The organism is Streptomyces sp. NPDC042102 (genome assembly GCF_055582305.1).
This window is the reverse complement of sequence record NZ_JBVJDL010000001.1, coordinates 1,418,515-1,443,270: the sequence shown is the minus strand read 5'-3', so window position 1 is coordinate 1,443,270 and position 24,756 is coordinate 1,418,515. Positions and strand designations below refer to the sequence as shown.

20 protein-coding genes and 1 riboswitch are annotated in these 24,756 nt (G+C 74.3%); of the genes, 9 read left to right on the top strand and 11 right to left on the bottom strand.

The window, feature by feature from the left end; translation table 11 throughout:
- Window positions 1-57 precede the first annotated feature (57 nt).
- Genes ACZ6KO_RS05895 through ACZ6KO_RS05885 form a run of 3 tightly spaced genes read right to left on the bottom strand, consistent with a single transcriptional unit; the run spans window position 58 to window position 2,869 of the window.
- A complete protein-coding gene (locus ACZ6KO_RS05895; protein ID WP_469300489.1) occupies window positions 58-843 on the bottom strand; it encodes an ABC transporter ATP-binding protein in 786 nt (261 codons plus the stop codon).
- The gene (locus ACZ6KO_RS05890; protein ID WP_469300485.1) at window positions 840-1,865 is read right to left on the bottom strand and encodes a FecCD family ABC transporter permease; all 1,026 of its coding nucleotides are present in this window, start codon (window positions 1,863-1,865) and stop codon (window positions 840-842) included. The genes ACZ6KO_RS05895 and ACZ6KO_RS05890 overlap by 4 nt, the downstream gene beginning before the upstream one ends.
- Window positions 1,862-2,869 carry an ABC transporter substrate-binding protein gene (locus tag ACZ6KO_RS05885; protein WP_469300483.1) on the bottom strand — a complete coding sequence of 336 codons (1,008 nt, stop codon included), beginning with the start codon at window positions 2,867-2,869 and terminating at the stop codon, window positions 1,862-1,864. Before ACZ6KO_RS05885 ends, ACZ6KO_RS05890 begins: the two co-directional genes overlap by 4 nt.
- Before the next feature lie 36 nt (window positions 2,870-2,905).
- Window positions 2,906-3,041: riboswitch (cobalamin riboswitch) on the bottom strand.
- Window positions 3,042-3,139: 98 nt separating this feature from the next.
- Between ACZ6KO_RS05885 and ACZ6KO_RS05880 the strand changes: the two genes are divergently transcribed.
- Together ACZ6KO_RS05880 and ACZ6KO_RS05875 are read left to right on the top strand one after the other, a co-directional pair.
- A complete protein-coding gene (locus tag ACZ6KO_RS05880) occupies window positions 3,140-4,480 on the top strand; it encodes a glycoside hydrolase family 18 protein (protein WP_469300481.1) in 1,341 nt (446 codons plus the stop codon).
- Window positions 4,481-4,659: 179 nt separating this feature from the next.
- Window positions 4,660-5,559 carry an aldo/keto reductase gene (locus ACZ6KO_RS05875; protein ID WP_469300479.1) on the top strand — a complete coding sequence of 300 codons (900 nt, stop codon included), beginning with the start codon at window positions 4,660-4,662 and terminating at the stop codon, window positions 5,557-5,559.
- A 272-nt stretch (window positions 5,560-5,831) separates the two neighbouring features.
- Here ACZ6KO_RS05875 and ACZ6KO_RS05870 read toward each other — a convergent pair whose 3' ends face one another.
- A complete protein-coding gene (locus tag ACZ6KO_RS05870) occupies window positions 5,832-6,854 on the bottom strand; it encodes a PfkB family carbohydrate kinase (protein WP_469300476.1) in 1,023 nt (340 codons plus the stop codon).
- A complete protein-coding gene (locus ACZ6KO_RS05865) occupies window positions 6,851-7,489 on the bottom strand; it encodes a bifunctional 4-hydroxy-2-oxoglutarate aldolase/2-dehydro-3-deoxy-phosphogluconate aldolase (protein ID WP_469300474.1) in 639 nt (212 codons plus the stop codon). The genes ACZ6KO_RS05870 and ACZ6KO_RS05865 overlap by 4 nt, the downstream gene beginning before the upstream one ends.
- A 99-nt stretch (window positions 7,490-7,588) precedes the next feature.
- On the opposite strand from ACZ6KO_RS05865, the gene ACZ6KO_RS05860 reads away from it, so the two are divergent.
- The 3 genes from ACZ6KO_RS05860 (at window position 7,589) to ACZ6KO_RS05850 (ending at window position 13,008) form a co-directional block, all read left to right on the top strand.
- A complete protein-coding gene (locus tag ACZ6KO_RS05860) occupies window positions 7,589-8,374 on the top strand; it encodes an IclR family transcriptional regulator (RefSeq protein ID WP_469300471.1) in 786 nt (261 codons plus the stop codon).
- A 119-nt stretch (window positions 8,375-8,493) separates the two neighbouring features.
- A complete protein-coding gene (locus ACZ6KO_RS05855) occupies window positions 8,494-10,251 on the top strand; it encodes a sigma-70 family RNA polymerase sigma factor (protein WP_469300469.1) in 1,758 nt (585 codons plus the stop codon).
- A gap of 117 nt (window positions 10,252-10,368) precedes the next feature.
- Entirely contained in the window at window positions 10,369-13,008 is a 2,640-nt protein-coding gene (locus ACZ6KO_RS05850; RefSeq protein WP_469300468.1) for a helicase associated domain-containing protein, read from the top strand.
- On the opposite strand, the gene ACZ6KO_RS05845 is transcribed toward ACZ6KO_RS05850, so the two are convergent.
- Window positions 12,977-14,368, bottom strand: a complete 1,392-nt coding sequence (locus tag ACZ6KO_RS05845) for a glutamate decarboxylase (protein WP_469300465.1) — start codon at window positions 14,366-14,368, stop codon at window positions 12,977-12,979. The two genes, ACZ6KO_RS05850 and ACZ6KO_RS05845, sit on opposite strands and share 32 nt — an antisense overlap.
- A 327-nt stretch (window positions 14,369-14,695) precedes the next feature.
- Between ACZ6KO_RS05845 and melC2 the strand changes: the two genes are divergently transcribed.
- Window positions 14,696-15,541, top strand: coding sequence for a tyrosinase MelC2 (melC2, locus tag ACZ6KO_RS05840; protein ID WP_469300462.1), 846 nt, complete (start codon window positions 14,696-14,698; stop codon window positions 15,539-15,541).
- Here melC2 and ACZ6KO_RS05835 read toward each other — a convergent pair.
- Both ACZ6KO_RS05835 and ACZ6KO_RS05830 read right to left on the bottom strand, forming a co-directional pair.
- The gene (locus ACZ6KO_RS05835; protein ID WP_469300460.1) at window positions 15,499-16,206 is read right to left on the bottom strand and encodes a response regulator; all 708 of its coding nucleotides are present in this window, start codon (window positions 16,204-16,206) and stop codon (window positions 15,499-15,501) included. The genes melC2 and ACZ6KO_RS05835 overlap by 43 nt on opposite strands.
- Window positions 16,203-17,795 carry a sensor histidine kinase gene (locus ACZ6KO_RS05830; protein WP_469300457.1) on the bottom strand — a complete coding sequence of 531 codons (1,593 nt, stop codon included), beginning with the start codon at window positions 17,793-17,795 and terminating at the stop codon, window positions 16,203-16,205. Before ACZ6KO_RS05830 ends, ACZ6KO_RS05835 begins: the two co-directional genes overlap by 4 nt.
- Before the next feature lie 106 nt (window positions 17,796-17,901).
- Between ACZ6KO_RS05830 and ACZ6KO_RS05825 the strand changes: the two genes are divergently transcribed.
- A complete protein-coding gene (locus ACZ6KO_RS05825) occupies window positions 17,902-19,299 on the top strand; it encodes a cation:dicarboxylate symporter family transporter (protein ID WP_469300454.1) in 1,398 nt (465 codons plus the stop codon).
- 419 nt (window positions 19,300-19,718) lie between these two features.
- Entirely contained in the window at window positions 19,719-21,479 is a 1,761-nt protein-coding gene (locus ACZ6KO_RS05820) for a S8 family peptidase (RefSeq protein WP_469300452.1), read from the top strand.
- A gap of 63 nt (window positions 21,480-21,542) precedes the next feature.
- On the opposite strand, the gene ACZ6KO_RS05815 is transcribed toward ACZ6KO_RS05820, so the two are convergent.
- Together ACZ6KO_RS05815 and ACZ6KO_RS05810 are read right to left on the bottom strand one after the other, a co-directional pair.
- Window positions 21,543-22,241, bottom strand: a complete 699-nt coding sequence (locus tag ACZ6KO_RS05815; protein WP_469300450.1) for a (2Fe-2S)-binding protein — start codon at window positions 22,239-22,241, stop codon at window positions 21,543-21,545.
- Window position 22,242: 1 nt separating this feature from the next.
- The gene (locus ACZ6KO_RS05810; protein WP_469300446.1) at window positions 22,243-22,458 is read right to left on the bottom strand and encodes a hypothetical protein; all 216 of its coding nucleotides are present in this window, start codon (window positions 22,456-22,458) and stop codon (window positions 22,243-22,245) included.
- Window positions 22,459-22,508: 50 nt separating this feature from the next.
- Here ACZ6KO_RS05810 and ACZ6KO_RS05805 point away from each other — a divergent pair, with 50 nt between their 5' ends.
- Entirely contained in the window at window positions 22,509-22,907 is a 399-nt protein-coding gene (locus tag ACZ6KO_RS05805) for a hypothetical protein (protein ID WP_469300443.1), read from the top strand.
- Window positions 22,908-22,985: 78 nt separating this feature from the next.
- On the opposite strand, the gene ACZ6KO_RS05800 is transcribed toward ACZ6KO_RS05805, so the two are convergent.
- On the bottom strand, window positions 22,986-24,236 hold the full coding sequence (locus tag ACZ6KO_RS05800) for an MFS transporter (RefSeq protein ID WP_469300441.1): 1,251 nt from the start codon (window positions 24,234-24,236) through the stop codon (window positions 22,986-22,988).
- Window positions 24,237-24,756: the final 520 nt, after the last annotated feature.

Sequence of the window (24,756 nt, the reverse complement as noted above, 5' to 3'; positions counted from 1 at the left end):
CCGGACCGGGGGCCGTTCGGGCGCTCTCAGGTGGTGCCGAGCCGGCTCACCGGCCGATCACCGGCGAGCCTCCGGCGGGAGGTAGACGATGTGCGGCGCGCCGGTGGCGGGGTGCGGGCCGATCCGGGTGCGCACGGACCACACGTCGGCCAGGAGGTCCTCGGTCAGCACCTCGCGGGGCGTGCCGTGGGCGGCGATCCGGCCCTGGTGCAGCACGTAGAGCCGGTCGCAGAAGGAGGCGGCCAGATTGAGGTCGTGCAGCACCAGCAGGCCGGTGGCGGGCAGGGCGCGGACCAGGGCCAGGATCTCCAGCTGGTAGCGGATGTCCAGGTGGTTCGTCGGCTCGTCCAGGGCCAGCAGGCCCGGGTCCTGGACCAGGGCCCGGGCCACCAGGGCCCGTTGCCGCTCGCCGCCGGAGAGCGCGTCGAAACGCCGCCCGTCCAAGTGGTCGGCGCCGACCGTCCGCAGGGCCTCGGCGACGCGTACGCGGTCGTCCTCGCCGTCCGTCTCCCAGAACCGTTTGTGCGGGCTGCGGCCCATCGCGACGACCTCACGGACCGTCAGCCCGAGGGTGCCGCCCGCGTCCTGCGGGACGACCGCCACCCGCCGGGCCCGTTCCTTGACGGTGAGCGCGGCGGCGTCCGCTCCGTCCAGCAGCACCCGGCCGGACGTGGGCCGCAGGGCGCCGTAGACGCAGCGCAGGAGTGTGGTCTTGCCGCTGCCGTTGGGGCCGACCACGCCGACCGTCTCGCCGGGGCGTGCGGCGAGGTCGGCGCCGTGCAGCAGGGTGTGGCCGTCGGTCTCGTACCGTACGGCGTCCAGCCGCAGTTCCGCGGGTTTCATCCGGTGATCCCCTCCACCCGGGTGGACCGCCGCAGCAGCCACAGGAAGAACGGTCCGCCGGCCAGCGCGGTGACCACCCCGACGGGTATCTCCTCGGGCGCGGCGGCGGTGCGGGCGAGCAGGTCGGCCAGGGTCAGGAACACCGCACCGCCAAGTGCGGCCACCGGCAGCAGCGCCCGGTGCCCGGCGCCGACCAGCATGCGCGCGGCGTGCGGAATCATCAGGCCCACGAAGCCGATCGCCCCGCTGTAGGCCACCAGCACCCCGATGACCAGCGAGGTGAGGACGAACACGGCGGCCCGGAAGCGCCCGGTGTCCAGGCCCAGGGTCCGCGCGCCCTCCTCGCCGGCCAGCAGCAGGTCCAGCGGCCGGGCGAGCGCGAGCAGCAGGCCGGTGCCGACGGCCAGGGCGGCGGCGGGCAGGGCCAGTTCGTCCCAGCGGGCCCCGCCGAGTCCGCCCAGCGTCCAGAACAGCACCGACCGGACCTGGTCGGCCTCGGCGGCGAGCACCAGCACCAGGCTGGTCAGGGCCGACAGGATGTACTGGACGGCGACCCCGGCCAGGATCAGCCGGCCGGTGGTCATGGTGCCGCCGCGCCGGGCCATCGCGTACACGGCGACGAGCGCGCCCATCGCCCCGGCGAACGCGGCGAGAGGCAGGCTCAGGCTGGTGGCCACGCCCGCGCCGACGCCGAGCACGAGGACCAGGACCGCCCCGGCCGAGGCCCCCGAGGAGGCGCCGAGCAGGAACGGATCGGCGAGCTGGTTGCGTACGAGGGCCTGCAGTACGGTGCCGGACACCGCGAGCCCGGCGCCGACGACGGCCCCGAGCAGCACGCGCGGCATCCGCACGTCCCACACGATGGAGGCGAAGGCACCGGTGCGTTCCCCGCCGAGCACGATGTCGAGCACCCGGCCGGGAGCGATCCTGACCGGCCCGAGCGCCAGCCCGGCCACGGCGGAGGCGGCGAGCGCGGCCGTGAGCAGGACGAGCACGAGGGCGACGGGTGTGCGCGCCCTCACGCGGCGTCGGGGTGCAGGCCGCCGGCCAGGGACTCGACGGCGTCGGCGACGCGGACGCCGAGGACGGCCGAGGACAGCGGCAGCACCACGAACTTCTTGTCCCGGATCGCGGGAACCTGCGCGAGGGCCGGGTCGTTCAGCAGGCGCTGCTTCTTGGCCTCGACGCTCGTGCCGCCGTAGTCGTAGATGAGGACGACCTCGGGCTTGCGTGCGATGACCTGCTCCCAGGACACGTCCCCGAAGGTGTCCTTGAGGTCGGCGAACACGTTCGTGCCGCCGGCCAGGGAGACGATCTCGTTGCCGATGCCCTGGCCGCCGGAGGTGGAGGCGGCGCCCTCGCCGGAGTCGTACACGAAGACGGCGGGCCGGGGCTTGTCCTTCACCCGGGCGGTGACGGCGTCGATGCGGCGCTGTTCGTCCTCGATCAGGCGGGCGCCGCGCTCGGGGACGCCGAAGGTGTGGGCGACCTCGGTGATCTCGGTCTTGAGCTGGGCCAGTCCTACGGGTCCGTCGGTGCAGTACTCCACGTTCAGACGGGTGTTGATGCCGCTCTTCTGCAGGCCCTCGCGGTCGCGGCCCTGTGCCTTGTCGAACGCGCTGCGGTAGCCGCCGTAGACGAAGTCGGGCTCGGCGCCCAGCAGCAGTTCCTTCGAGGGGTACTCCTTCGCGAGCACCTCGATCTTCCCGTAGGCGCCCTGGTAGCGGGGCAGGACCGCGTCGTCGAGGTAGGCGGTGGCGGCCGTCCGGTCCTCGAGGCCGAGGGCGAGGAGGAGTTCGGTGGCGTGCTGGTTCATGGTGACGGCGCGGCGGGGCGGGGCCGTGAAGGTCGTGCTCACGCCGCAGTTGGTGACGGTGTACGGGAATCCGTCCGCCGGGGCCGCCGCGGCGGGGCCGTCGCCGGCGGGGGCTCCCGCGCACGCGGTCAGGGGCATCAGGAGCGCGAGGGGCGCGAGCGTACGCAGTGCGGCACGGCGGGCGCGGGCACGGGCACGGGACAGCGGCATGGCGAAGCCTCTCCGGGGGATCCTCGTCCCCTGGTCGACGTGAGGAGGCGGTGCGTCAGTGTCTGACTCCCGGAACCCGTCGGGGATCCGGTCACAGTGGCGGGACCGCACCGGAATCGCACCGGTTTCCTGTCCTGCACCGCCTGGGGTGACGCGGCCCAGTCTGCCAGACGCCTCCGCGGGCCCGGCCCTCTTGACCCATCTGGTCCAGACCAATAGTTTCCGGGGTGCACAGCGCACGTCCATTGCCCGCATCCGCAAAGGAAGCCCATGCGCCGCAGCATGCTCGGCAGGCTGGCCGTCGCCGCCGCCTGTTCCTTCTCCCTGCTGGCCGCGTTCGCGCCCGCCGCCGGCGCCGCCGCCGACACCGGCCCCGACCGGGACCGCGACCACGGCCGCTCGTACAAGCGCGTCGGATACTTCACCCAATGGGGCGTCTACGGCCGGGACTTCCAGGTCCAGGACCTCGACACCAACGGCACCGCCGGCAAGCTCACCCACATCAACTACGCCTTCGGGAACGTCGGCCCGGACGGCAGGTGCTTCACCGGCAACGTGCCGGGCGAGGCCGACGCCTGGGCCGACTACGTCCGTCCGCTGGCCGCGGCCGACTCCGTCGACGGAGTGGCCGACGACGCCCAGCAGCCGCTCGCCGGGAACTTCAACCAGCTGCGTGAGCTCAAAGCCAGGCACCCGGGCCTGAAGGTGCTCATCTCGCTGGGCGGCTGGAGCTGGTCCACCCACTTCTCGGACGCCGCCCGCACCCCCGCCTCGCGCAAGGCGTTCGTCTCGTCCTGCATCGACCTGTACATCAAGGGGAACCTGCCGCAGGACGGCGCCCGCGGCGGCGCGGGCGCGGCCGCCGGGCTCTTCGACGGCATCGACCTCGACTGGGAGTGGCCGGGGTCGGCCGGGGACACGGACACCACGTACCGGCCGGAGGACAAGCGGAACTTCACCGAGCTGGTGCGGGAGTTCCGCACCCAGCTGGATGCGTACGGACGCACCCAGCAGCGGAGGTACGAGCTGAGCGCCTTCGTGCCGACCGCCCCCGCCAAGATCGACGCGGGTTTCGAGGTCCGCCGGATCATGCGCGACCTGGACTTCGTCACGCTCCAGGGGTACGACTTCCACGTCTCCGGCGAGCCACGGACCGCCCAGCAGTCCGCCCTGTACGCCCGGGACGACTTCAGCGTGGACGGCACCGTCGAGGCCTGGAAGCGGCGGGGCGCTCCCGCGCACAAACTGGTGATGGGCATGCCCTTCTACGGGCAGGGCTGGACCGGGGTCGGCGGCGGCGGGGACGGGATGGGGCAGCCCGCGGCCGGCCCCGCGCCGGCCACCTGGGCGGCCGGGTACGAGGACTACAAGGCGCTGAGGAAGCTGGCGGACTCGGGCGCGTACACGGTGCACCGGGACCGGCGCGGCGGACACGCGTGGCTGTTCGACGGCACCACCCTGTGGACGTACGACGACCCGCAGGTGCTGCGGGCGAAGTCGGCGTACGTGCGGGAACACGGGCTGGGCGGCGCGATGTTCTGGTCGCTGGACGGGGACACCGCCGACGGCGAGCTGATGACGGCCGTGGACCGCGGCCTGCGGGGGCGCTGACCCCCCTTCCGATCGGACGCCGCCGGGCCGCCGACACTGCTCCGGCCCGGCGGTGTTCCCTGTCCGGGAACCGGCTCGCGCGGTGCGCGGCGGGCCCGCGATCCGGGGCCGGGCCGGGCCCCGATCGCGGTTGTCCACAGGGTCCGGCACCTTTCGGAAAGTGGTGCCAGACTGCGGACATGACCAATGAAACGATCACTGCGGATGTCGCCGGCACCTGGAAGCTCGGCGATCTGACCGTCCATCGGATCGGTTACGGGGCGATGCGTCTGACCCATCTGGCGGACGGGACCCCCTCCGACCGTGAGCGGGTGGCCGGCGTGCTGCGCCGGGCGCTCGAGCTCGGCGTCGACCACATCGACACGGCCTCCTTCTACTTCTCCGCGACGCGCTCCGCCAACGAGCTGATCAACAGCGTGCTGGCGCCCTATGCGGACGAGCTGGTCATCACGACCAAGGTGGGTCCCGGCCGGGACCCCGCCGGGGACTGGTGGTGGGCGACGCCCGGGCAGCTGCGGGGCCAGGTCGAGGAGAACCTGCGCCAGTTGGGGCGGGACCACCTGGACGTGGTCAATCTGCGGATAGCGCGCAACCAGGCCGACGAGTCGATCGCCGAGCACTTCGGCGCGCTCGCCGAGCTGCGCGATGCCGGGCTCATCCGGCACCTGGGGATATCCCATGTCCGGCCCTTCCAGTTGGCCGAGGCCATGGCGATCGCGCCGGTGGTCTGCGTGCAGAACGCCTACGGGGTGGGAGCCGGCGCCGAGGACCGCGCCTTCGTCGACGCGTGCGGCGCGCAGGGGATCGCGTTCGTGCCGTTCTTCGCCATCGCCGGCACGGGCAGGGAGGCGGGCGTGACGGGCGAGGACGGCGCCGAGGTCCGCACCGTCGCCCGCGCCCACGGGGCGTCGCCCGCGCAGATCCGGCTCGCCTGGACCCTGAGCCGGGGGCCGCACGTCCTGGCGATACCGGGGACCGGAAACCCGCGGCACCTGGAGGAGAACATCGCGGCGGGGGCCATCCGGCTGTCCGAGGAGGAGGTGTCGCTGCTGGACTCGGTGGCAGCCCCCGCCGCCTGACCACCACCCGCCCGTGCCGGGGCCGGGGCCAGAGCCGGGCCCGGGCTCGCCGCCAGGGGTGAGCCAACAGATTTCGGCCACGGATCTGTTGCTTGGCTGAAACCAGTGCAATGCTGTGACCGCGGTGACTTCTCCGACCCCCGAGGAGAGGTCCGAGGCCGCCGCCCGGGCACCCCCGGCCCGGGCGCGGCCGCCGCGCCCCGCTCCCTCCCGGCTCCCCACGGGAGGGTCCCCCTTGGCAGGCCGCCCGGTCCCCCCGGGCGCCCGGACCGTCACCGGCCGGGCACCGTGGCCGCGCGATGGGCGGTGGCGAGTGCCGAGGTCGCCGTGAAGGCGGGGACGTGGCCCGTGCCGCCGCGGGCGCCGACCGAGAGAGAAGCGGCCGCCATGCCGTAGGCGACGGCGTCCCCGAGGGAGTCCCCCAGCGCGAGACGGGCCGTCGTCGTGCCCATGAAGCAGTCACCGGCCCCGGTCGCGTCGACCGGAGCGGGGTTCGCCGGGACGGGCAGGGACGTGACCGTGGCGCCGTCGTGCAGGAGCAGCGCGTCGGCACCGGTGGTGACGGCGACGGCCCGGGCGCCCAGGCGGCGGCAGCGGTCGGCGGCGGCGCGCGGATCGGCGGTGCCGACCAGGGCGAGGGCGTCCGCCGGGCAGGAGGTCTTCAGCAGACCGGCCAGCGGGGCGATCCGGGCCAGCAGGGCCCGGGCGGCGGCGCGGTCGGTGAGCCGGGGACGGAAGTTGAGGTCGTAGCTGAGGTGTCCCCCGGCGCGGTGCACGGCCTCGGCGGCGGCGACGACCGCGTCCCGGCTGCTGGGCGAGAGCGCGCCGGTGATGCCACTGGTGATGAGCGCCGTGGAGCGGGTGAGGAGGTGGCGCCAGGACGCGATGTGGCCGGGAGAGAGGGTGGAACCGGCGCTGTGGGCGCGCCAGTAGACGAACTCCCGGTCGCCCCCGGTGTCGGCGCACAGCAGATAGGCCCCGTTGGGACGCGGGGCGCGGTGGACGTGGGTGATGTCGACGCCCAGGTCGGCGGCCCGCTCCAGCAACGGGACGCTGAGCTCGTCGTCGCCGACGACGGCGAGCAGTGCGGTCCGCGCCCCGGCCGCGACGGCGGCGGCCGCCGCGTTCAGGGCGTCACCGGAGTAGGCGATCCGGGCGGCGGTCCCGTCGGCGGCGTCCCGCAGGGCGGCGTCGGCATGGATCTCGACCAGTACCTCGCCGAGGACGAGGACGTCGTAGGCGGGAGCGACGGGGGCGGCAGCGGGGCGGGCCGCGGAGGCCGGGGGCGTGGTCATCGCCGTGGGGCGCATGAGGGGCAGGGGCAGGGCAGGGACAGCTCGGTGAAGACGGCGGCCAGTTCGGCCGGGTCGGCGGGGAGGCCGGCGCCGATGCCGACGGCGGCGGCCCCGGCCGCGAGCCACTCGTGGACCTCGGCGGGCCGGATCCCGCCGGTGGGGATGATCAGCGCCTCGGGGAGCACGGCCTTGAGGGAACGGATGAACCGGGGGCCGCCGACGTGCGCCGGGAAGACCTTGGCGGAGCCGCCGCGGCGCGCGGCGGCCGCGATCTCGCCGGGCGTGAAGCCTCCTTCGACGAACACCGCACCACGCCGGTCGGCGACCTCCCGGACCTCGGGCGCCGGGTGCGGCGATACGAGAAAGCCGGCCCCGGCGTCCAGGGCGGCCTCGGCCTGCGCGGCGGCGGTGACCGTGCCGACGCCGATGAGGGCCGGGCGGCCGTGCCGGTCGGCCAGCGACACGGTGCGGGCGACGGCGCCGTCCCAGCCGGGGGTCGACGTGGTGAGTTCCACGGCACGGCAGCCGGCGGCCAGCAGCGCGGTGGTGCGGGCGACGGCGCCGTCCGCGTCGGCGTCGCGCAGGACCGGCAGCAGCCGCTGGGCGGCCAGCACCGCGTACGGGTGACAGGACACCAGATCCCCCCTCCCCCTTTGTTCCACGTAGTGGAACTGGGTACCTTGTACCGGAACTTGCTGTTGCAGACGATACCCACCAGGGGAGTTCACGAGTCAATGGACGACGCGTCCCGCACCCCCCGGACCGGCGGTCGCGGCCGCACCTCGGCGGCCGGCACGGCGCTGGAGAAGTCGATGCGCGTCCTGGAGGCGGTGGCCGCGCCGGGCGGCCCGCACCGGCTCACCGAGGTGACGGCCGCCGCCGCGGTCCCCAAGTCGAGCACGCACCGGATCCTGGGCGCCCTCGTCGAGCAGGGCTTCGCAACCGTCGAGGGCGGCAGCCGCTACGGCGCCGGGCCGCGGCTGCGCGCCCTCGCGGCGCAGGTGTCGGGAGCCGAAGCGGCCGGTGTGGAACCCGTCCTGGAGCGGTTGCAGCGGGCCACCGGTCAGACCGTGCACCTCGCGCTGCACAGCGGCGAGAGCATCACCTACATCCGCAAGCTGGAGGGCGACCAGCCGTTCCGGACCGCGTCGCGCATCGGCATGCGGATGCCGCTGCACTCGACCGCGATCGGCAAGAGCGTCCTGGCGCGGCTGCCCGCCGAGGAGGTGTCGCAGCTGATCGAGGCGGCCGGACTGGCGCGCCGGACCGCGCGGACCCTGACCACCGCCGCGGCGCTGGAGGCGGACCTGGCCCTGGCACGCGAGCGCGGGTTCGCGCTGGACGACGAGGAGAACGAGCCGTCCATCCGGTGCATCGGCGCCGCGATCGTGGACGCACAGGACCGCCCGGTCGGCGGCGTGAGCGTCACCACCGTCACCTTCCTCGTCACCCGCGAGCAGATCGAGGCGTACGCCCCGGCCCTGTGCGCGGCCGCGGAGGCACTGGCGCCCCTGCTGTGAAATCCGGCGCGGGAAACCGGCGCAGGAATCCGTCGCAAGAAAGTGTTATCCCACCCGCACTCGACGGTCTCCCAGGTATTGGGCATCATCGACCGGCCGGCACGGACAGGGAACATCACATGAGTACACAGCACACGGCGGAGCTCGTCAGCGCGGCTCGCGCGGGTGATCCGCGCGCCCAGGACGAGCTCGTGGCCTCGCACCTGCCGCTCGTCTACAACGTCGTGGGGCGGGCCCTGAACGGCTCGGTCGACGTCGACGACGTGGTCCAGGACACGATGCTGCGGGCGCTCGACGGCCTGGGCTCGCTGCGTTCCGACGAGAGCTTCCGCTCCTGGCTGGTCGCGATAGCGATGAACCGCGTCCGCGCGCACTGGCAGGCCGCCCGCCCCTACGCCGAGGGCGGCCTGGACGAGGCCGGGGACGTCGCCGACCCCGGTGCCGACTTCGTGGACCTGACCGTCGTCAAGCTGCAGCTGGCCGGCCAGCGGCGCGAGACGGCCCGCGCCACGCGCTGGCTGGAGCCGGACGACCGGGCGCTGCTGTCGCTGTGGTGGCTGGAGTGCGCCGGGGAGCTCACCCGCGCGGAGGTCGCCCGGGCGCTGGAACTGCCGCAGCAGCACACGGCCGTGCGGGTGCAGCGGATGAAGGCTCAGCTGGAGGCGGCGCGCGTGGTGGAGCGGGCGCTGGAGGCGAACCCGCCGTGCGACATCCTGCGCGGGGTGCTGATGACCTGGGACGGGCGGCCGTCGGCGCTGTGGCGCAAGCGGATCGCCCGGCACGCGCGCGAGTGCGTGCGCTGCTCGGGCCTGTGGAGCGGGCTGATGCCGGCGGAGGGTCTGCTGGCGGGCCTGGCGCTGGTACCGGTCGGGGCGGCGCTGCTGGCGGGCGTACGCGCGGGCGCCGGTCTGGCCCCGGCCGGGGCGGCGTACGCGGCCGGGACGGCCGCGGGTTCCCACGATGCCCCCGGATACGGCGCCCCGGGCGCCCCCTGGACTCCCGGCGACCCCGGATTCGCGGATGCCGCGACCCAGATCAGCCCGGCCGTGACCGGGGCGGCGCCGAGTGGATCGGCGGGCGCCGCGGCGGAGGGCGGGCGGGCGGCCGCCCGGGACCGGCACCGCGCCGGTGAGGACGCAGGCGGCCGCGGGGCGCTGCGCAAGCGGCGCCAGAACCGGCGCCGCGTGATCGGCGGCGCGGTGGTCGCCGCCTGCGTCGCGGGCGGCGGCCTCGTCTACCTGGCCACCCGGCCCGGCTCCGGCGCGACCGAGGCCGGCGGGGGCGCCACCACGGCCACCCCGCTCGCGGCGCTGTCCGCGCCCGACACGGCGAGCGCCCCGGCCTCCGCCTCTCCGTCCCCCTCCGCCTCGGCGTCCGCCTCGCCCTCGCCGTCGGCCTCCGCGTCGCCGAGCGCGTCGGCGTCCGCCTCCCCGAGCCCGAGCCGCAGCGCGAGCCAGGCCCCGAAGCCGGCCGCCCCCGCCCCGGCCCCCGCCCCGCAGGGCGCGGCCGCCGAGGTGATCGCCCTGGTCAACAAGGAGCGCGCGGCCGCCGGCTGCGGACCGCTGAAGGACGACGCGCAGCTGCGGGCGGCGGCCCAGGGCCACTCCGACGACATGGCCGCCCGGAACTTCTTCGACCACACCAACCCCGACGGCGCCGACCCCGGTAAGCGCACCACGGCCGCCGGCTACCGCTGGTCGACGTACGGGGAGAACATCGCGCGCGGGCAGGGGACCGCCCAGCAGGTGATGACCTCCTGGATGAACAGCTCGGGGCACCGCGCGAACATCCTCAACTGCTCGTTCAAGGACATCGGCGTCGGCATCCACAAGGGCGCGGGCGGCCCGTGGTGGACGCAGAACTTCGGCGCCCGGTAACGGGCGCCCGGTGGCGGCGGGACGGCGGTCCCCCGCTTCGGCTCCGGATGCTTCAAAATGGGGGCAGGATAGCTGCTGGAGCCGAAAGAGCAGTTCAGAGCGGGTGGAGCGAGGTGCATGACGAAGAAGGACCTCCGTCCGCACCAGCGTGAGGCCGTCGACGCCGTGGTGCGGGCGCTGGAGCTGCCGGCGGGCGGGCGGGTCCCGGAGGACGGACTGCGCACCCAGGTGATCATGGCGACCGGGTCGGGCAAGTCCCTGGTAGCGGTGCGCGCGGCCGAGGCGCTGCGGGCGGGGAGGGTGCTGGTCCTGGTGCCCTCCCTGGACCTGCTCGTGCAGACCGTCGCGGCCTGGCGCGAGGGCGGGCGGGCCGGGCGGGCGGTCGCGGTGTGCTCGCTGCGGGGCGAGGAGGCCGGGGTCCCGGCCACCACGTCCCCGGCCGAACTGGCCCGCTGGTGCGGGCCGGTGGAGCGGGTGACGGTCTTCGCGACGTACGCCTCGCTGGGCCTGGGGACCATCGAGCGCGGCCATCTGGCCGGGCTGCCGGGCTGGGACCTGATCGTGGTCGACGAGGCGCACCGCACGTCGGGCCGGATCGGCAAGCCGTGGGCCGTGGTCCACGACAACGCCCGGATCCCGTCGGTGCGCCGGCTGTACATGACGGCCACGCCCCGGGTGTGGCGTGACCCCGAGGGCGACACGGAGACCGGGACCGGGGCCGGCACCGAGGCCGGGACCGGGGCCGACACCAAGGCCGGGACCGAGGCCGGGACCGGGGCCGGCACCAAGGCCGGGACCGAGGCCGGCTCCGGGGCCGGCGGGAGGCACGGCAGGGTGCCCGGCGAGCTGGTCGCCTCCATGGAGGACGACCCGGCCGGGCCGTTCGGTGCCCGCTGCTACACCCTGTCGCTGTCGGAGGCCATCGACCGGGGCATCTGCGCGCCCTACCAGGTGGTGTGCGTGGACGTCACCGACCCGGGCTTCCAGGCGGCGGTGCTGCTGGGCCGGGACGGGCGTTCGGACGCGGTCCGCGGCGCCCGGCTCGCCGCGCTCCAGGCGGCACTGGTGAAGGCCGCCGCCGAGCAGGGCTTCCGGCGGACGCTGGTCTTCCACCATCTGACCAAGGAGGCCGAGGCGTTCGCCGCGGGTCTGCCCGCGGTCGCGGCACGGCTGCGCCTGGCCAGCCGGACCCCGCGCCCGGTGTATCCGCGCACCGTGTGGGCCGACTGGCTGTCGGGGCAGCACACGGCCGGTCACCGGCGGCGGGTGCTGGACGCGTTCGCGGCCGACCGGATCGCCGACAAGGCCTTCCTCGGCAGCGTCCGGGTGCTCGGTGAGGGCGTGGACACCAAGGAGTGCGACTCCGTCTACTGGGCGGACGTCCGCGGTTCGATGCCGGACCTGGTGCAGGCGGTGGGGCGGGCGCTGCGGATCCGGCCCGGCGAGGGCAAGATCGCCTCCTTGGTGGTGCCGGTCCTGCTGGGTCCGGGCGAGACGCCGCAGACGATGCTGACCTCACGGGCGTACGGCAGCCTGGCGCGCCTGCTGGAGGCCCTGCGGGCGCACGACACGCGGATCGTGGAGACGCTGGCCCAGCCGCAGGCGCCGGGCACCAAGCCGGGGTCCGGGCCGGCCGCCTCGGGCGTGAGCGCCGGGGCCCAGGGCCTGCTCAGCTTCTCCACCCCGCGCGATCCGGCGCTGCTGGCGGCGTTCATCCGGCTGCGCGTGCTCAGCCCGGAGAGCGCGCACTGGCGGCGCGGGGTCGAGGCCGCCCGGATCTACGCCACCACGGCCGGCGATCTGAAGGTGCCGTTCGGGTTCAAGGTGCCCGCGGGCGGCGTCGGCGCGGGCGAAGTGCCCGCGGGCGAGGCACCGGTCGGCGGCGTACGCGCGAGCGAGGCACCGGCGGGCGAAGTGCCCGCGGCCGGCGCCGGCTGGCCGGCGGCGCTGACCCGCTTCCCGCTCGGACAGTGGATCGCGGACGCCCGGCGCGCCCACCGCCGGGGCGCCTTGAGCACCGCACGCGTGGCGCAGCTGGACGCCCTGGGCATGGTGTGGAGCCACTTCGACGTGGCGTTCGAGGAGGGGCTGACGGCCGCACGCGCCTGGGCGGCCGAGCACGGGCACCTGCTGCCGCCGGCGGATGCGACCTGGAACGGCGCCCCGGTCGGGGTCTGGCTGAAGAACCAGCGGGCCGCCGCCCGCCGGCGGGGTCCCGGGGCCCTGCCGGCCGAGCGCCGCGAGGCCCTGGACGACATCGATCCGGCCTGGTGCCCGGCGTGGGAGATCTCCTGGCAGCGCGCGTTCCACCTCACCCGGGTGCATCTGGACGCGGGGGGCCGGATCCCGGCCGGGCCGGGCGAGGTGGTCGTCCAGGGCGAGGACCTGGGCACGTGGGTCCGTGCCCAGCGCCTGACGTGGGAACGGCTGGCCTGGTCCCAGCGCTGGCTGCTGGAGCACGTGCTCGGGCTGACCCCGGCAACCGCCGACGAGCGGCCGCGGCCGCGCCGCAGCCATGCGCGGGCGTGGGCGCAGAACCTGGCCGCCGCCCGCCAGTTCCACGCCCGCGAACACCATCTGCGGGTGCCGCGCGGCCACGTCGAGGTGCTCGGCGGGCAGCCGGTCCGGCTCGGGGCGTGGATCGCCAACCAGCGTGCGCGGGCGGCGGGCCTGGACCCGGAGCGTCACGAGGCCCTGGACGCCCTCGGGATGCGCTGGTCCTCCGTCAGTGGTGGAAGCCGGAGCGGGACTCGGTGACCGGCGACGGCGGCGGGGGCGCGGCACGCAGGTGTTCCACCGCCCGGCGCAGGTCGGCGGCGAGCAGTTCGATCTGGTCGCGTGTGACGCCGTGGCGGATCAGGACGCGCTGGATGACGGTCTCCTGGCGGGCGGGCGGAAGCGGGTAGGAGGGAACCTGCCAGCCGCGCATGCGCAGCCGGTCGGAGAGGTCGTAGAGGGTGAAGCCGGCGCCGGCCGGGTCGGTCAGGGTGTAGGAGACGGCGGGGAGGGCGCCCTGGCCGTCGTAGAGCAGGGTGAAGGGGCCCATGTCCGCGATCTTCTCGGCGAGGTACCGGGCGGTGTCGGCGCAGGCCTGCTGCACCCGCCGGTAGCCGCCGCGGCCCAGGCGCAGGAAGAGGTAGTACTGGGCGATGACCTCGCCGCCGGGGCGGGAGAAGTTCAGGGCGAACGTCGGCATGTCGCCGCCGAGGTAGTCCACGTGGAAGACCAGTTCCTCGGGCAGGTGCTCGGCGGAGCGCCAGACGATCCAGCCGACCCCGAGCGGGGCCAGACCGTACTTGTGGCCGGAGGAGTTGACGGACACGACCCGGGGCAGCCGGAAGTCCCAGACCACGTCCGTGTGGAGGAAGGGGGCCACGAAGCCGCCGCTGGCCGCGTCGATGTGGACGGGGACGTTCCAGCCGTGTTCGGCCTCGATCGCGTCGAGGGCGGCGGCGATCTCGGCGATGGGCTCGTAGTCGCAGGTGTAGGTGACGCCGAGGATCGCGACGACGCCGATGGTGTTCTCGTCGACGTACTCGGCCAGCTGGTGGGGGCGCAGGCCGGTGGCGCCCGGCTCGAGCGGGATCTGGCGGAGCTCGACGTCGAAGTAGCGGGCGAACTTGTCCCAGCAGATCTGTACGGGTCCGCAGACCAGGTTGGGCTTGTCGGTGGGCAGTCCGGCGGCCCGGCGGCGGGCCCGCCAGCGCCATTTGAGGGCGAGGCCGCCGAGCATCGCGGCCTCGCTGGAGCCGGTGGTGGAGCATCCGGTGGCATCGCCCGCCGGGGCGTGCCAGAGGTCGGCCAGGATGTTGACGCAGCGTGCCTCGATCTCGGCGGTCTGCGGGTACTCGTCCTTGTCGATCATGTTCTTGTCGAGGCACTCGTTCATCAGCTTGTGCACGCCGTCGTCGGACCAGGTGGTGCAGAAGGTGGCGAGGTTCTGGGCGGCGTTGCCGTCGAGCAGCAGTTCGTCGTGGAGCAGCGAGTAGACGACCTCGGTGGGCGCGTGGTCGTCGGGGATCCGGTACTTGGGGAGGACCTGGCCGCTGAGGGCGGAGGTGAACACGTCGGTGTCCGCGTCGAGGGCGCTCCCGCCCTTCGTCTCATGAAGAGGCATATCGGGACTATAGGGGACATACATCACCGAATCCGGCTACGCCTTCCCGGCGACCCGACCCCGCCCCGGCACACCTTCCGGTCGAGTCCGGGGTGTGAGCGCACTCATACACCCCCGATGACGGCGAAGATTCTCCGGTCACGTAGGCTGACGCCGAAAGATCTTCCCGTCCGGGCCACTGGAGCCGGTCCGGACGGGAAGATCGGCAAACTTGTTCTAGGGGCAACATATCCGCAGATGTCCGGATAGCGGTCGCCGGTCGGCAGCGCCCTGATACCTCTTCCGTGAGCTCCAGGGCGCCGCGCTGCTCCCGTTCGGCGGTGCGGCATGACCGTACGCAAGAACCAGGCGCAGCTCACCGCCGAGGAGAAGCGCGCCTTCACGGCGGCGTTGCTGGAGCTCAAGCGCACCGGCGTCTACGACCGGTTCGTCACCACGCACAACGGCTTCATCATGGGCGACACCGACTCCGGCGACCGGGTCGGCCACCGCTCCCCCTCGTTCCTCCCCTGGCACCGGCGCTTCCTGATCGAGTTCGAGCAGGCGCTGCAGAAAGTGGATCCGAAGGTCGCCCTGCCCTACTGGGACTGGACGGCGGACCGCACCCCCCGCTCCTCCCTCTGGGCCGCCGACTTCCTCGGCGGTACCGGGCGCGCCCGCGACGGACAGGTGATGGACGGGCCGTTCGCGTACGCGACGGGCAAGTGGAACGTCGGCGTACGGGTGGACGGACGCGCCTACCTGCGCCGGGCGCTGGGCTCGGGCGTCGCGCAGCTGCCGACGAAGGCCGAGGTGGACGCGGTGCTCGCCATGCCCGTCTACGACATGGCGCCGTGGAACAGCGCCTCGGGCGGCTTCCGCAACCACCTGGAGGGCTGGCGCGGGGCCAACCTGCACAACCGGGTGCACGTGTGGGTCGGCGGGCAGATGGCCACCGGCGCCTCCCCCAACGACCCGGTGTTCTGGATGCACCACGCCTACGTCGACAAACTCTGGGCCGACTGGCAGGCGCGCCACCCGCAGGCGACGTACCTGCCGGCGGCGGGCACCCCGGACGTGGTGGACCTGCACGACGTGATGCGGCCGTGGAACGACGTGACCCCGGCGGACATGCTGGACCACCGGAAGTACTACACGTTCGACACCGAACCGGCCGCCGCCAGCCAGCGGTAGTGCAGTTCGGGGCGGCCGACCTGGCCGTACCGGGGGGTCCGGTCCGCGCGGCCGGTGTCCACCAGATGCTCCAGGTAGCGGCGGGCGGTGATCCGCGAGATCCCGGCCGCCTCGGCCGCCCCCGCCGCCGTCAGCCCCTCCGGCGCCGACCGCAGCAGGGCGGCGACCCGGTCGAGGGTGGGGGCGCTGAGCCCCTTGGGGAGTTCGGCGGGGCGGGGCGAGCGCAGGGCGGCCAGGGCCCGGTCCACGTCGTCCTGGCCCACCGCCTCCCCCGCGGTCGCCCGGAACTCGGCGTACCGCAGCAGCCGTTCGCGCAGGGTGGGGAAGGCGAAGGGCTTCAGCACGTACTGCACGACGCCGAGGGAGACGCTCTCGCGGACGACCGCGAGGTCGCGTGCCGAGGTCACCACGATCACGTCGACGGGGTGGCCGGCGGCCCGCAGGCCGCGGGCGAAGCGCAGCCCGTTCCCGTCGGGCAGGCCGAGGTCCAGGAGCAGCAGGTCGACCCGGGTCCGGTCCAGGACGCGGGTGGCCTCGGCGAGGGAGTGGACGGTGCCGACGGCGGTGAAGCCGGGCACCCGGCCGACGTACAGGGCGTGCGCGTCGGCGGCGACGGGGTCGTCCTCGACGACCAGGACGCGCACGTGGGCGCCGTCGGCGCTCATGCGTCCCCCTCGCGGCGCAGCGGCAGCCGTACGGTGAACTCGGCGCCCCCGCCGGGCGCGTCGCCCGCGTGGACGCTGCCCCCGTGCCGGTGGGCGGCCTGGCGCACGAGCGCGAGGCCCAGCCCCCGCCCCTCGCCCTTGCCGGACCAGCCGCGCAGGAACACGTCGGCGCCGGCCGGCAGCCCGGGCCCGTTGTCGGCGACCCTGAGCAGCAGGTCCTGCCCGTCCGGCCGGGCCGTCACCGTGATCCGCGCGCCCCGCACGCCCGTGAGGGCGTCCACGGCGTTGTCGATGAGGTTGCCGAGCATGGTGACCAGGTCCCGCGCCGGGGGCGTGGTGCCGCGGCCGGCGTCGAGACCACGGCTGTCGGGGCTGACCACCAGCTCGACGCCGCGCTCGTGGGCCTGGGCGGCCTTGCCGAGCAGCAGCGCCGCGAGCACCGGCTCGCCCACGGCGGCCACCACCTGGTCGGCCAGGGCCTGGGCGAGCTCCAGTTCGGCGGTGGCGAAGTCCACGGCCTCCTGCGCCCGGCCCAGTTCGATGAGCGAGACCACCGTGTGCAGCCGGTTGGCCGCCTCGTGGGCCTGGGAGCGCAGTGCCTGCGTGAAGCCGCGCTCGTGGTCCAGCTCACCGGTCAGCGCCTGGAGGTCGGTGTGGTCGCGCAGGGTGACCACCGTGCCGCGGCGGCCGCCGCCCGCCACGGGTGAGCTGTTGACGACCACGACGCGGTCGCCGGTCAGGTGCACCTCGTCGACCCGGGGCCGGTCGGCGAGCAGGGCGCCGGTCAGCGGGGCCGGCAGGCCGAGGTCGGCGACGCCCTTGCCGCGTACGTCGCCGGCCGGCAGGCCGAGCAGCTCGCGGCCGGCGTCGTTGATCAAGGTGATGCGGCGCTGGCCGTCGAGCATGAGGAGCCCCTCGCGCACCGCGTGCAGCGCGGCCTGGTGGTAGTCGTACATCCGGCTGAGCTCGCCGGCGTTCATCCCGTGGGTGTGCCGGCGCAGCCGCGCGTTGACCACGTACGTGCCGATGCCGCCCAGGGCCAGCGCGCCGGCGGCGACCCAGACCAGCGCGGCCAGCTGCCCGGCCAGCCGGTCGCTGATGGCGCGCACGGTGATCCCGGCGCTGACCAGCCCGACGATGCGGCCGTCGCTCTCGTGCAGCGGGGTCACGACGCGGATGGAGGGGCCGAGCGTGCCGGTGTAGGTCTCGCTGAACGTCTCGCCGCTCAGGGCACGGGCGGTGTTGCCGAGGTAGCGCTCGCCGATCCGGCGCGGGTCGGGGTGGGTCCAGCGGCGCCCGTCCGGAGCCATGATCGTCACGAAGTCGACGCCGGAGTCCAGACGGACGCGTTCCGCGTACGGCTGGAGCGCCTCGGAGGGGCGCGGGGTGCGGGCGGCGTCGCGGACGGACGGGGAGTCGGCGACCGTACGGGCGACGGCACCCGCCTGGCGCTGCGCCGCCTCCTCGGCCTGGCGGCGCGCGGTCGCGTAAGCGAAGACCGCGCATCCGGCGACCACGACCGCGACCAGGACCACCTGCATGGCGAAGAGCTGGCCGGCGAGACTGCGCGGACGAGGGAAGCGGAGCATGGCGCTCAGTGTGCACCGGTGTGTGAACTCAATGAACGCAAGGGTGACCGGGGTCACAGGCGTGGGCGATGGTCTCCCGGAACGTAATCACCACCCAGGAGGCACCGTGGCCGCCAAGCGCGACAAAACCCACTATCTGTACATCGCGGTGATCGCCGCGGTGCTGCTCGGCATCGCCATCGGCTTCGCGGCCCCGGAGTTCGCCGTCGAGCTGAAGCCTCTGGGGACCGGCTTCGTCAGCCTCATCAAGATGATGATCTCGCCGGTGATCTTCTGCACGATCGTGCTGGGCGTCGGCTCCGTCCGCAAGGCCGCCAAGGTCGGCGCGGTGGGCGGCCTGGCACTCGGCTACTTCATGGTCATGTCGACGGTCGCGCTGGCGATCGGCCTGCTGGTCGGCAATCTGCTGGAGCCGGGCAGCGGGCTGCACCTGACGGAGGCGGTGCGCAGCGCGGGCGAGGCGCAGGCCAAGACGGGCGGGGCGGAGACGACCACCGAGTTCCTGCTCGGGATCATCCCGACCACGCTGGTGTCGGCCTTCACCGGCGGTGAGGTGCTGCAGACGCTGCTGGTGGCGCTGCTGTGCGGGTTCGCGCTCCAGGCGATGGGGCGGGCCGGCGAGCCGGTGCTGCGGGGCATCGGGCACGTGCAGAAGCTGGTCTTCCGGGTGCTCGCGATGATCATGTGGGCGGCGCCGGTGGGCGCGCTCGGGGCGATCGCGGCGGTGGTCGGGGCGACCGGCCTCGACGCGCTCAAGTCGCTCGCGGTCATCATGATCGGCTTCTACGTCACGTGTCTGCTCTTCGTCTTCGTGGTGCTGGGCCTGCTGCTGCGGGTGTGCACGGGGATCAACGTCCTCACGCTGCTGCGCTACCTGGGCCGGGAGTTCCTGCTGATCCTGTCGACCTCGTCCTCGGAGTCGGCGCTGCCGCGGCTGATCGCGAAGATGGAGCACCTGGGTGTCGCCAAGCCGGTGGTCGGCATCACGGTGCCGACCGGGTACTCCTTCAACCTGGACGGCACGGCGATCTACCTGACGATGTCGTCGCTGTTCATCGCGGAGGCGATGGGCAACCCGCTGTCGCTCGGCGAGCAGGTCTCGCTGCTGCTCTTCATGATCGTGGCGTCGAAGGGCGCGGCGGGCGTGACGGGCGCCGGTCTGGCCACGCTGGCGGGCGGCCTGCAGTCGCACCGGCCCGAGCTGGTCGACGGGGTCGGCCTGATCGTGGGCATCGACCGGTTCATGAGCGAGGCCCGCGCGCTGACGAACTTCGCGGGCAACGCGGTCGCGACCGTGCTGGTGGGCACCTGGACGAAGGAGTTCGACCGGGACCGCGCCGCCGAGGTCCTGGCCGGGCGCCTGCCGTTCGACGAGACGACCCTGCTCGACGACGGCCACGGCGGCCACGCCGGCGACGACCACGGCCCCGCCGGGGCGGACGCCGACGTGCCGGGCGCGGTGCCGGTCCAGCCCGCGGACGTCAAGGACCCGGTCAAGGCCTGACCCCGCCGCTCCCCCGCGCGGGCCGGCCGACCCGAACGGCCCGCGCGGGGGCCGGTGCACCTCCCCCTTCCCCCTCGGTGCACCGCGAGCCGGCCGGGCAGGGCGCGCCCCCATGGTGCCCCGCCCGGCCGGCGTCACCGTGCCCGGCCCGCCGGGACGCCGGGACGCCGGGACGCCGGGACCGACTGATCGTCCGTCAGGCGCACCCCGCGTACCGAACCCCCGCCGACAAGGGCGATTTTCAGCCACGCGGCCCGGAAACCAGGTGCGCGATAAGGTACTTCCCTCCCCGGGCCGCTGTCTGACATCTTGCGTCCACCACTTGTTTCGTACGACCCGGTAGGTGCCACCCGCACCTGGCGGGTCCATCGGAGGACGCATTGATACCCCACATATCCGGCCGACCCCGACGTGCCCTGGTGACGGCTGCCGCCCTCGGTGCGGCTCTCGCCCTCGCGGTTCCCGCCGCGTTCGCGAGCACCGGGCCCCTCTCCCCCGCTCCGTCCGCGATGACCGCCGCTCCGGCGGCCGCCGCCCCCGCTGCCCAGAGTGCGACCTGGGCCGCCGGCACCCGTTCCTACCTCGTGATCACCGCTCCCGGTGACACCTCGGCCGTGCGCTCGGCCGTCACCGCCAACGGCGGCACGGTCTTCTCGTACTTCGACGCCATCGGCGTCGTCGTGGCCCACTCCACCTCCAGCACGTTCGCCACCACCATGCGCGGCGTCAGCGGCGTGCAGAAGGTCGGCGCCACCCGTACCTCGGACGTGCCGGCCGACGCCTACAACCCGGCGCTGCCGAGCAATCCGGCCCAGTCCGCGGCGCCGGCCACCGAGCCGGTGCGCTCCGACATGAGCCAGATCAAGGCCGACCAGGCCTGGGCCGTCACCACCGGTTCCGCCTCCGTCAAGGTCGGCATCCTGGACACCGGTGTGGACGACCAGCACCAGGACCTCGCGCCGAACTTCAACGCCGCCGACTCGGTCTCCTGCGCCTACGGCAAGCCGGACACCCGGGCCGGGGCCTGGCGCGACGTGGACCAGCACGGCACCCACGTGGCCGGCACGGTCGCGGCCGCCAAGAACGGCAAGGGCGCCATCGGCGTCGCGCCGGGCGTGAAGATCTCCTCGGTGCGCATCGCCGAGCCGGGCACCACGCTGTTCTTCCCGGAGAACACCGTCTGCGCGCTCGTGTGGGCCGGTGACCGCGGCTTCAAGGTCACCAACAACAGCTACTACACCGACCCGTGGCAGTTCAACTGCCCGAGCGACCTCGACCAGGCCGCCATCCTCGAGGGTGTCGGCCGCGCCCAGAAGTACGCCGAGGGCAAGGGTTCGCTCCAGGTCGCCGCGGCCGGCAACGCCAACTACGACCTGGCGAACAAGACCACCGACACCGCCTCGCCCAATGACTCCACCCCGGTGACGCGGAACATCACCAACGACTGCCTGGACATCCCGGCCGAGCTCCCGGGCGTGGTCACGGTGGCCGCCAACGGCACCAACGGCTCCTCCAAGGCCTCCTTCTCCAACTTCGGCCGGAACGTCATCGAGGTCTCCGCTCCCGGCGAGTCGGTCTACAGCACCGTCCCCGGCGGCAAGTACTCCTCGCTGAGCGGTACGTCGATGGCCGCCCCGCACGTGGCCGGTGTGGCCGCTCTGCTGGCGAGCGTCAACCCCTCGTACACCCCGGCGGACATCCGCGCCAAGCTCGGCGAGCAGGCCACCGACCTGGCCTGCCCCTCGGACAGCCGCTGCACCGGCACCACCGCCAACAACAGCTTCTTCGGCGAGGGCCGGGTCGACGCCCTGAAGGCGGTCGGCGCCACCCCGCCGCCCGGCAAGTACTTCGAGAACACCACCGACGTCGCCATCAACGACAACGCCACCGTGGAGAGTTCCCTCTCCGTCACCGGCGTGACCGGAAACGCCCCGGCGGCCCTGAAGGTCGGCGTCGACATCAAGCACACCTACATCGGTGACCTCAAGGTCGACCTCGTGGCCCCCGACGGCACCGTCTACACCCTGCACAACCGGACCGGCAGCGGCACCGACAACATCGTGCAGACCTTGACCGTGAACGCCTCCTCGGAGGTGGCGAACGGCACCTGGAAGCTGCGCGTGAACGACAACGCGAACGCCGACACCGGCAAGATCGACGCCTGGAACCTCACCTTCTGAGGCTGACCGGGTGACGGGCCACCGGGAAGCGGAACCCCCGCTCCCCGGTGGCCCTTTCGTCTCCTACCGCCGGGCCCGCTGCGGCCGGGTCCGCAGGACGCAGTCGCCGCACAGCCCGCCGCCCGGGTCCACCCGGTAGTAGAGGCAGCAGCTGTGGCGCACGAAGGCCACGCCCAGCCCCTCCTCGTGCACGAACGTGCCGGTGCCGGCCAGCGCACCGCCGCCGCCCAGCAGTTCGGCGACCAGCGGCACCGGCGGGAACGGCGGCCGCGGCAGCCGGTCCAGCAGCACCCGCAGCGCCCCGACGAGGGCGGAGGCGGCGTTGCCCCGCAGTACCTGGGGCGAGAGCGCGAACCCCGCGCGGACCGCCTCGTCCAGCTGGTGCAGGTTGTCGTCGAGCACCGTCCGGGCCAGCGCCCCCGCCGGCAGGGCCTGCGGCCGGGGCAGCCACAGCTGGAGCGATCCGCCCTCCGGCAGCCGCCACCACACCCGGTCCGGGGCCAGGTCGGGGACCCGCCCGGCGAGGGCCACGCTGCCGAGCGCCGGCGACCACAGCCGCGAGGCCAGCCCGAGGTGCGCGGTCGAGGCGGCCACCCGGGCGTCGTCGGTGCCGAGCCGCCGGCCCACATGCGCGACGTACGCGGCGAGCCCGTCGCCGTAGAGCTCGGTCAGCGGGCGGAATCCCGGGCCGGGCGGGTCCGGGGTGGCGGGGAGGTCGAAGAAGGGTCCGACGGCGGCCAGTTGGCGCAGGATCGTTTCCATGTCAGGCCCCGGCGCCGTCGTCCGGCAGGCCGCGGTGCGGCCCGGGGCACCCGGCGTGGCCGCCGCCGCCCGTACCCGCCCGGTGCGGCGGCCGGTGCCCGGCCAGGTCTTCCGGCTCGCCCGGTACCGCCACCACGTCGTGCGGGCCCACCCCGGCGGGGAGGAGCCCGAGGCGGCCGGTGGCCGCCGGCCGCGCCAGGTCCGTCACGCAATCCATGAGCGGATGATGTCAGGCGCGCGACGCGCGTCCGGGCTAGGGTCCGGATCATGACGGTAGAAGGGCCGGAAGGCTGGGAGGCCCTGCTCGCCGGTGTCCCGGCCGAGGTCGCCGAGGTGGCCCGGCAGGCACGGCGGGTGGTGCGGGCGGCGATCCCGGACGCCGCCGAGGAGGTCGACGCCTCCGCCCGGCTGCTCGGGTTCACGTTCGCCCCCGGCACGTACAAGGGGCTGATCGCGGGCCTGGCGCTGCACGAGCGGTACGTGAACCTGATGTTCAGCCAGGGTGCGGAGCTGGCCGACTCCCTCCACGCGGGGTCGCTGCTGGCCGGCACGGGCAAGAAGGCCCGGCACGTCAAGCTCCAGTCCCCGGCGGACCTCCTCGACCCGCGGCTCGCGGAACTCCTGGCCGCGGCCGCCCAGCGGGGGCGGGACCGGATGTCCGGCTGAGCCGGCCGCCGCCGGTCCCGCACGGTCCCCCGGTCACACACAGTCCGCCGGTCCCGCACGGTCCCCCGGTCACGGCCCTCAGGACACCTGTACGGCCGTCCGCTCGCGGGCGCCGCGGCCGCCGGCCGCGCCCGAGCGGTCGGCCCACCGCACGGCCGGTCCCATCGCCCAGGAGGCGGCCAGCAGGACCCCTGCCAGCAGCAGCCAGCCCGGGATGCCCCACAGCAGCAGCAGCGAGGTAAGCAGCAGCGGGCCCAGGGTCCGGGCGATGGGCACGCCGGTGCCGAAGAACCCCTGGTACTGGCCGATCTTCTCGGCCGGGGCCAGCGAGAAGCTGATCTGCCAGGACCCGGCGGACTGCCGCATCTCGGCGACGACCTGGAGCACCGCGCCGACCACCAGCGCCGCGGCCGCGACCGGGGCGCTGCCCGGCAGCGCCGAGAGCGCGAAGACCACGCAGGAGGCGGCCATGACCAGCCCGGAGCGCCGTACGGCCGTCCGGGCGGTGCCGAGGTCGTCCACGGGGCGGGCCATCCGCACCTGGAAGAGCATGACGGCGACGGTGTTCAGGACGAACAGCGCCGATACCAGCCAGCCCGGGGCGTGCGTGCGCTCCACGATCCACAGCGGGATGGCCAGGCTCAGCAGCGGCATCCGCAGCAGCAGGACCGCGTTGAGCAGCGTGACCACCGCGTACGGCCGGTCCCGCAGGACCGCCAGCCGCGGCTCGCCGGCCCGCCGGACGGTCACCGGCGCCACGGCGGGCAGCCGCAGCAGCACGGCGGCGCACACCAGGAAGCTCACCGCGTCCATGGCGAAGACCGCGAGGTAGGCCCGCTCGGTGCCGGCGCTCAGCGCGAGCCCGCCGACGGCCGCGCCCAGTGCCAGTCCGGCGTTGAGCATCGACTGCAGGTGGGCCAGGACGCCTGTGCGCTGCCCCGGCGCGACCAGCCCCGCCAGCAGGGCCTGCCGGGCGGCCGCCAGACCGCACTGGGCGGTGGCGTAGAGGCAGGCGGCGAGCAGGAAGGGCCCGAAGGACCGGATGAACAGGAAGGAGGCCACCGAGGCGGCGGTGGCCAGCGCCAGCAGCACCGAGGTGCCCCGGGGGCCGCGCCGGTCGGCGAGGGCGCCCAGCGGGACGCCGACGACCGAACCGACCGCCCAGGCGAGGGTCAGGCCGAGGCCGATCTGGGCGGGCGAGAGACCGACCACGCGGGTGAAGTACAGGGCCGAACACACGTAGTAAGCCCCGTCACCGACGGAGTTGCTCAGCTGTGCGGCGGCCAGTCGGCGCGGGGCTCCGGGCGGGGGCAGGATACGTAATGTCATCTGCCCATCACACCAAAGCGCTGGCCCGCCCGGCAGGGCCAATCGACGCCCCGCCACCTGGGCCACTCGGCGCGGCCGGCGGCCGCTCCGGGCGTGCCCGCGGGCACGCCCGGAGGCCCGCTCGACAACACGTCGAGAGGACGGCGGCCGTACGGCGTACCCGCCCCGGACGGCGCAGCCGCGCGGACCCCGTGGACGGCCCGCAGCGACCGTGGGCGGGCGCTCTCCGGGAAGATCCGTAGCTTCTCCCTGTTTCCGCAGGTCAGAGGGCAGTTGCGGGCGCGGCGGCGGCCTCCGGGGCCACCGTTTGGGCCTCCCAGGGGGTGCGCTCGCGGGGGTGTCCGTGAACCATGGGAACGACCTGCCCGACCCGCGCGCCAAGGTCATCAAAAAACAGTGTCGCGCCGTTGCCCACAAGGGGGTTCATGAGAAGACCGTAAGGAGCTACATTGAGCCACTCGCGCGTTCACCTGACCGCCCGTTGCCTTTCACTCGCGTTTTGCGCGGGGGGTGACGTCAG

Coding starts and splice junctions, on each gene's coding strand:
- ACZ6KO_RS05895 (WP_469300489.1), bottom strand. CDS start 843: ATGAAACCCGCGGAACTGCGGCTGGACGCCGTACGGTACGAGACCGAC.
- ACZ6KO_RS05885 (WP_469300483.1), bottom strand. CDS start 2,869: ATGCCGCTGTCCCGTGCCCGTGCCCGCGCCCGCCGTGCCGCACTGCGT.
- ACZ6KO_RS05880 (WP_469300481.1), top strand. CDS start 3,140: ATGCGCCGCAGCATGCTCGGCAGGCTGGCCGTCGCCGCCGCCTGTTCC.
- ACZ6KO_RS05875 (WP_469300479.1), top strand. CDS start 4,660: ATGACCAATGAAACGATCACTGCGGATGTCGCCGGCACCTGGAAGCTC.
- ACZ6KO_RS05870 (WP_469300476.1), bottom strand. CDS start 6,854: ATGACCACGCCCCCGGCCTCCGCGGCCCGCCCCGCTGCCGCCCCCGTC.
- ACZ6KO_RS05860 (WP_469300471.1), top strand. CDS start 7,589: ATGGACGACGCGTCCCGCACCCCCCGGACCGGCGGTCGCGGCCGCACC.
- ACZ6KO_RS05855 (WP_469300469.1), top strand. CDS start 8,494: ATGAGTACACAGCACACGGCGGAGCTCGTCAGCGCGGCTCGCGCGGGT.
- ACZ6KO_RS05850 (WP_469300468.1), top strand. CDS start 10,369: ATGACGAAGAAGGACCTCCGTCCGCACCAGCGTGAGGCCGTCGACGCC.
- ACZ6KO_RS05845 (WP_469300465.1), bottom strand. CDS start 14,368: ATGCCTCTTCATGAGACGAAGGGCGGGAGCGCCCTCGACGCGGACACC.
- melC2 (WP_469300462.1), top strand. CDS start 14,696: ATGACCGTACGCAAGAACCAGGCGCAGCTCACCGCCGAGGAGAAGCGC.
- ACZ6KO_RS05835 (WP_469300460.1), bottom strand. CDS start 16,206: ATGAGCGCCGACGGCGCCCACGTGCGCGTCCTGGTCGTCGAGGACGAC.
- ACZ6KO_RS05830 (WP_469300457.1), bottom strand. CDS start 17,795: ATGCTCCGCTTCCCTCGTCCGCGCAGTCTCGCCGGCCAGCTCTTCGCC.
- ACZ6KO_RS05815 (WP_469300450.1), bottom strand. CDS start 22,241: ATGGAAACGATCCTGCGCCAACTGGCCGCCGTCGGACCCTTCTTCGAC.
- ACZ6KO_RS05810 (WP_469300446.1), bottom strand. CDS start 22,458: ATGGATTGCGTGACGGACCTGGCGCGGCCGGCGGCCACCGGCCGCCTC.
- ACZ6KO_RS05805 (WP_469300443.1), top strand. CDS start 22,509: ATGACGGTAGAAGGGCCGGAAGGCTGGGAGGCCCTGCTCGCCGGTGTC.
- ACZ6KO_RS05800 (WP_469300441.1), bottom strand. CDS start 24,236: ATGACATTACGTATCCTGCCCCCGCCCGGAGCCCCGCGCCGACTGGCC.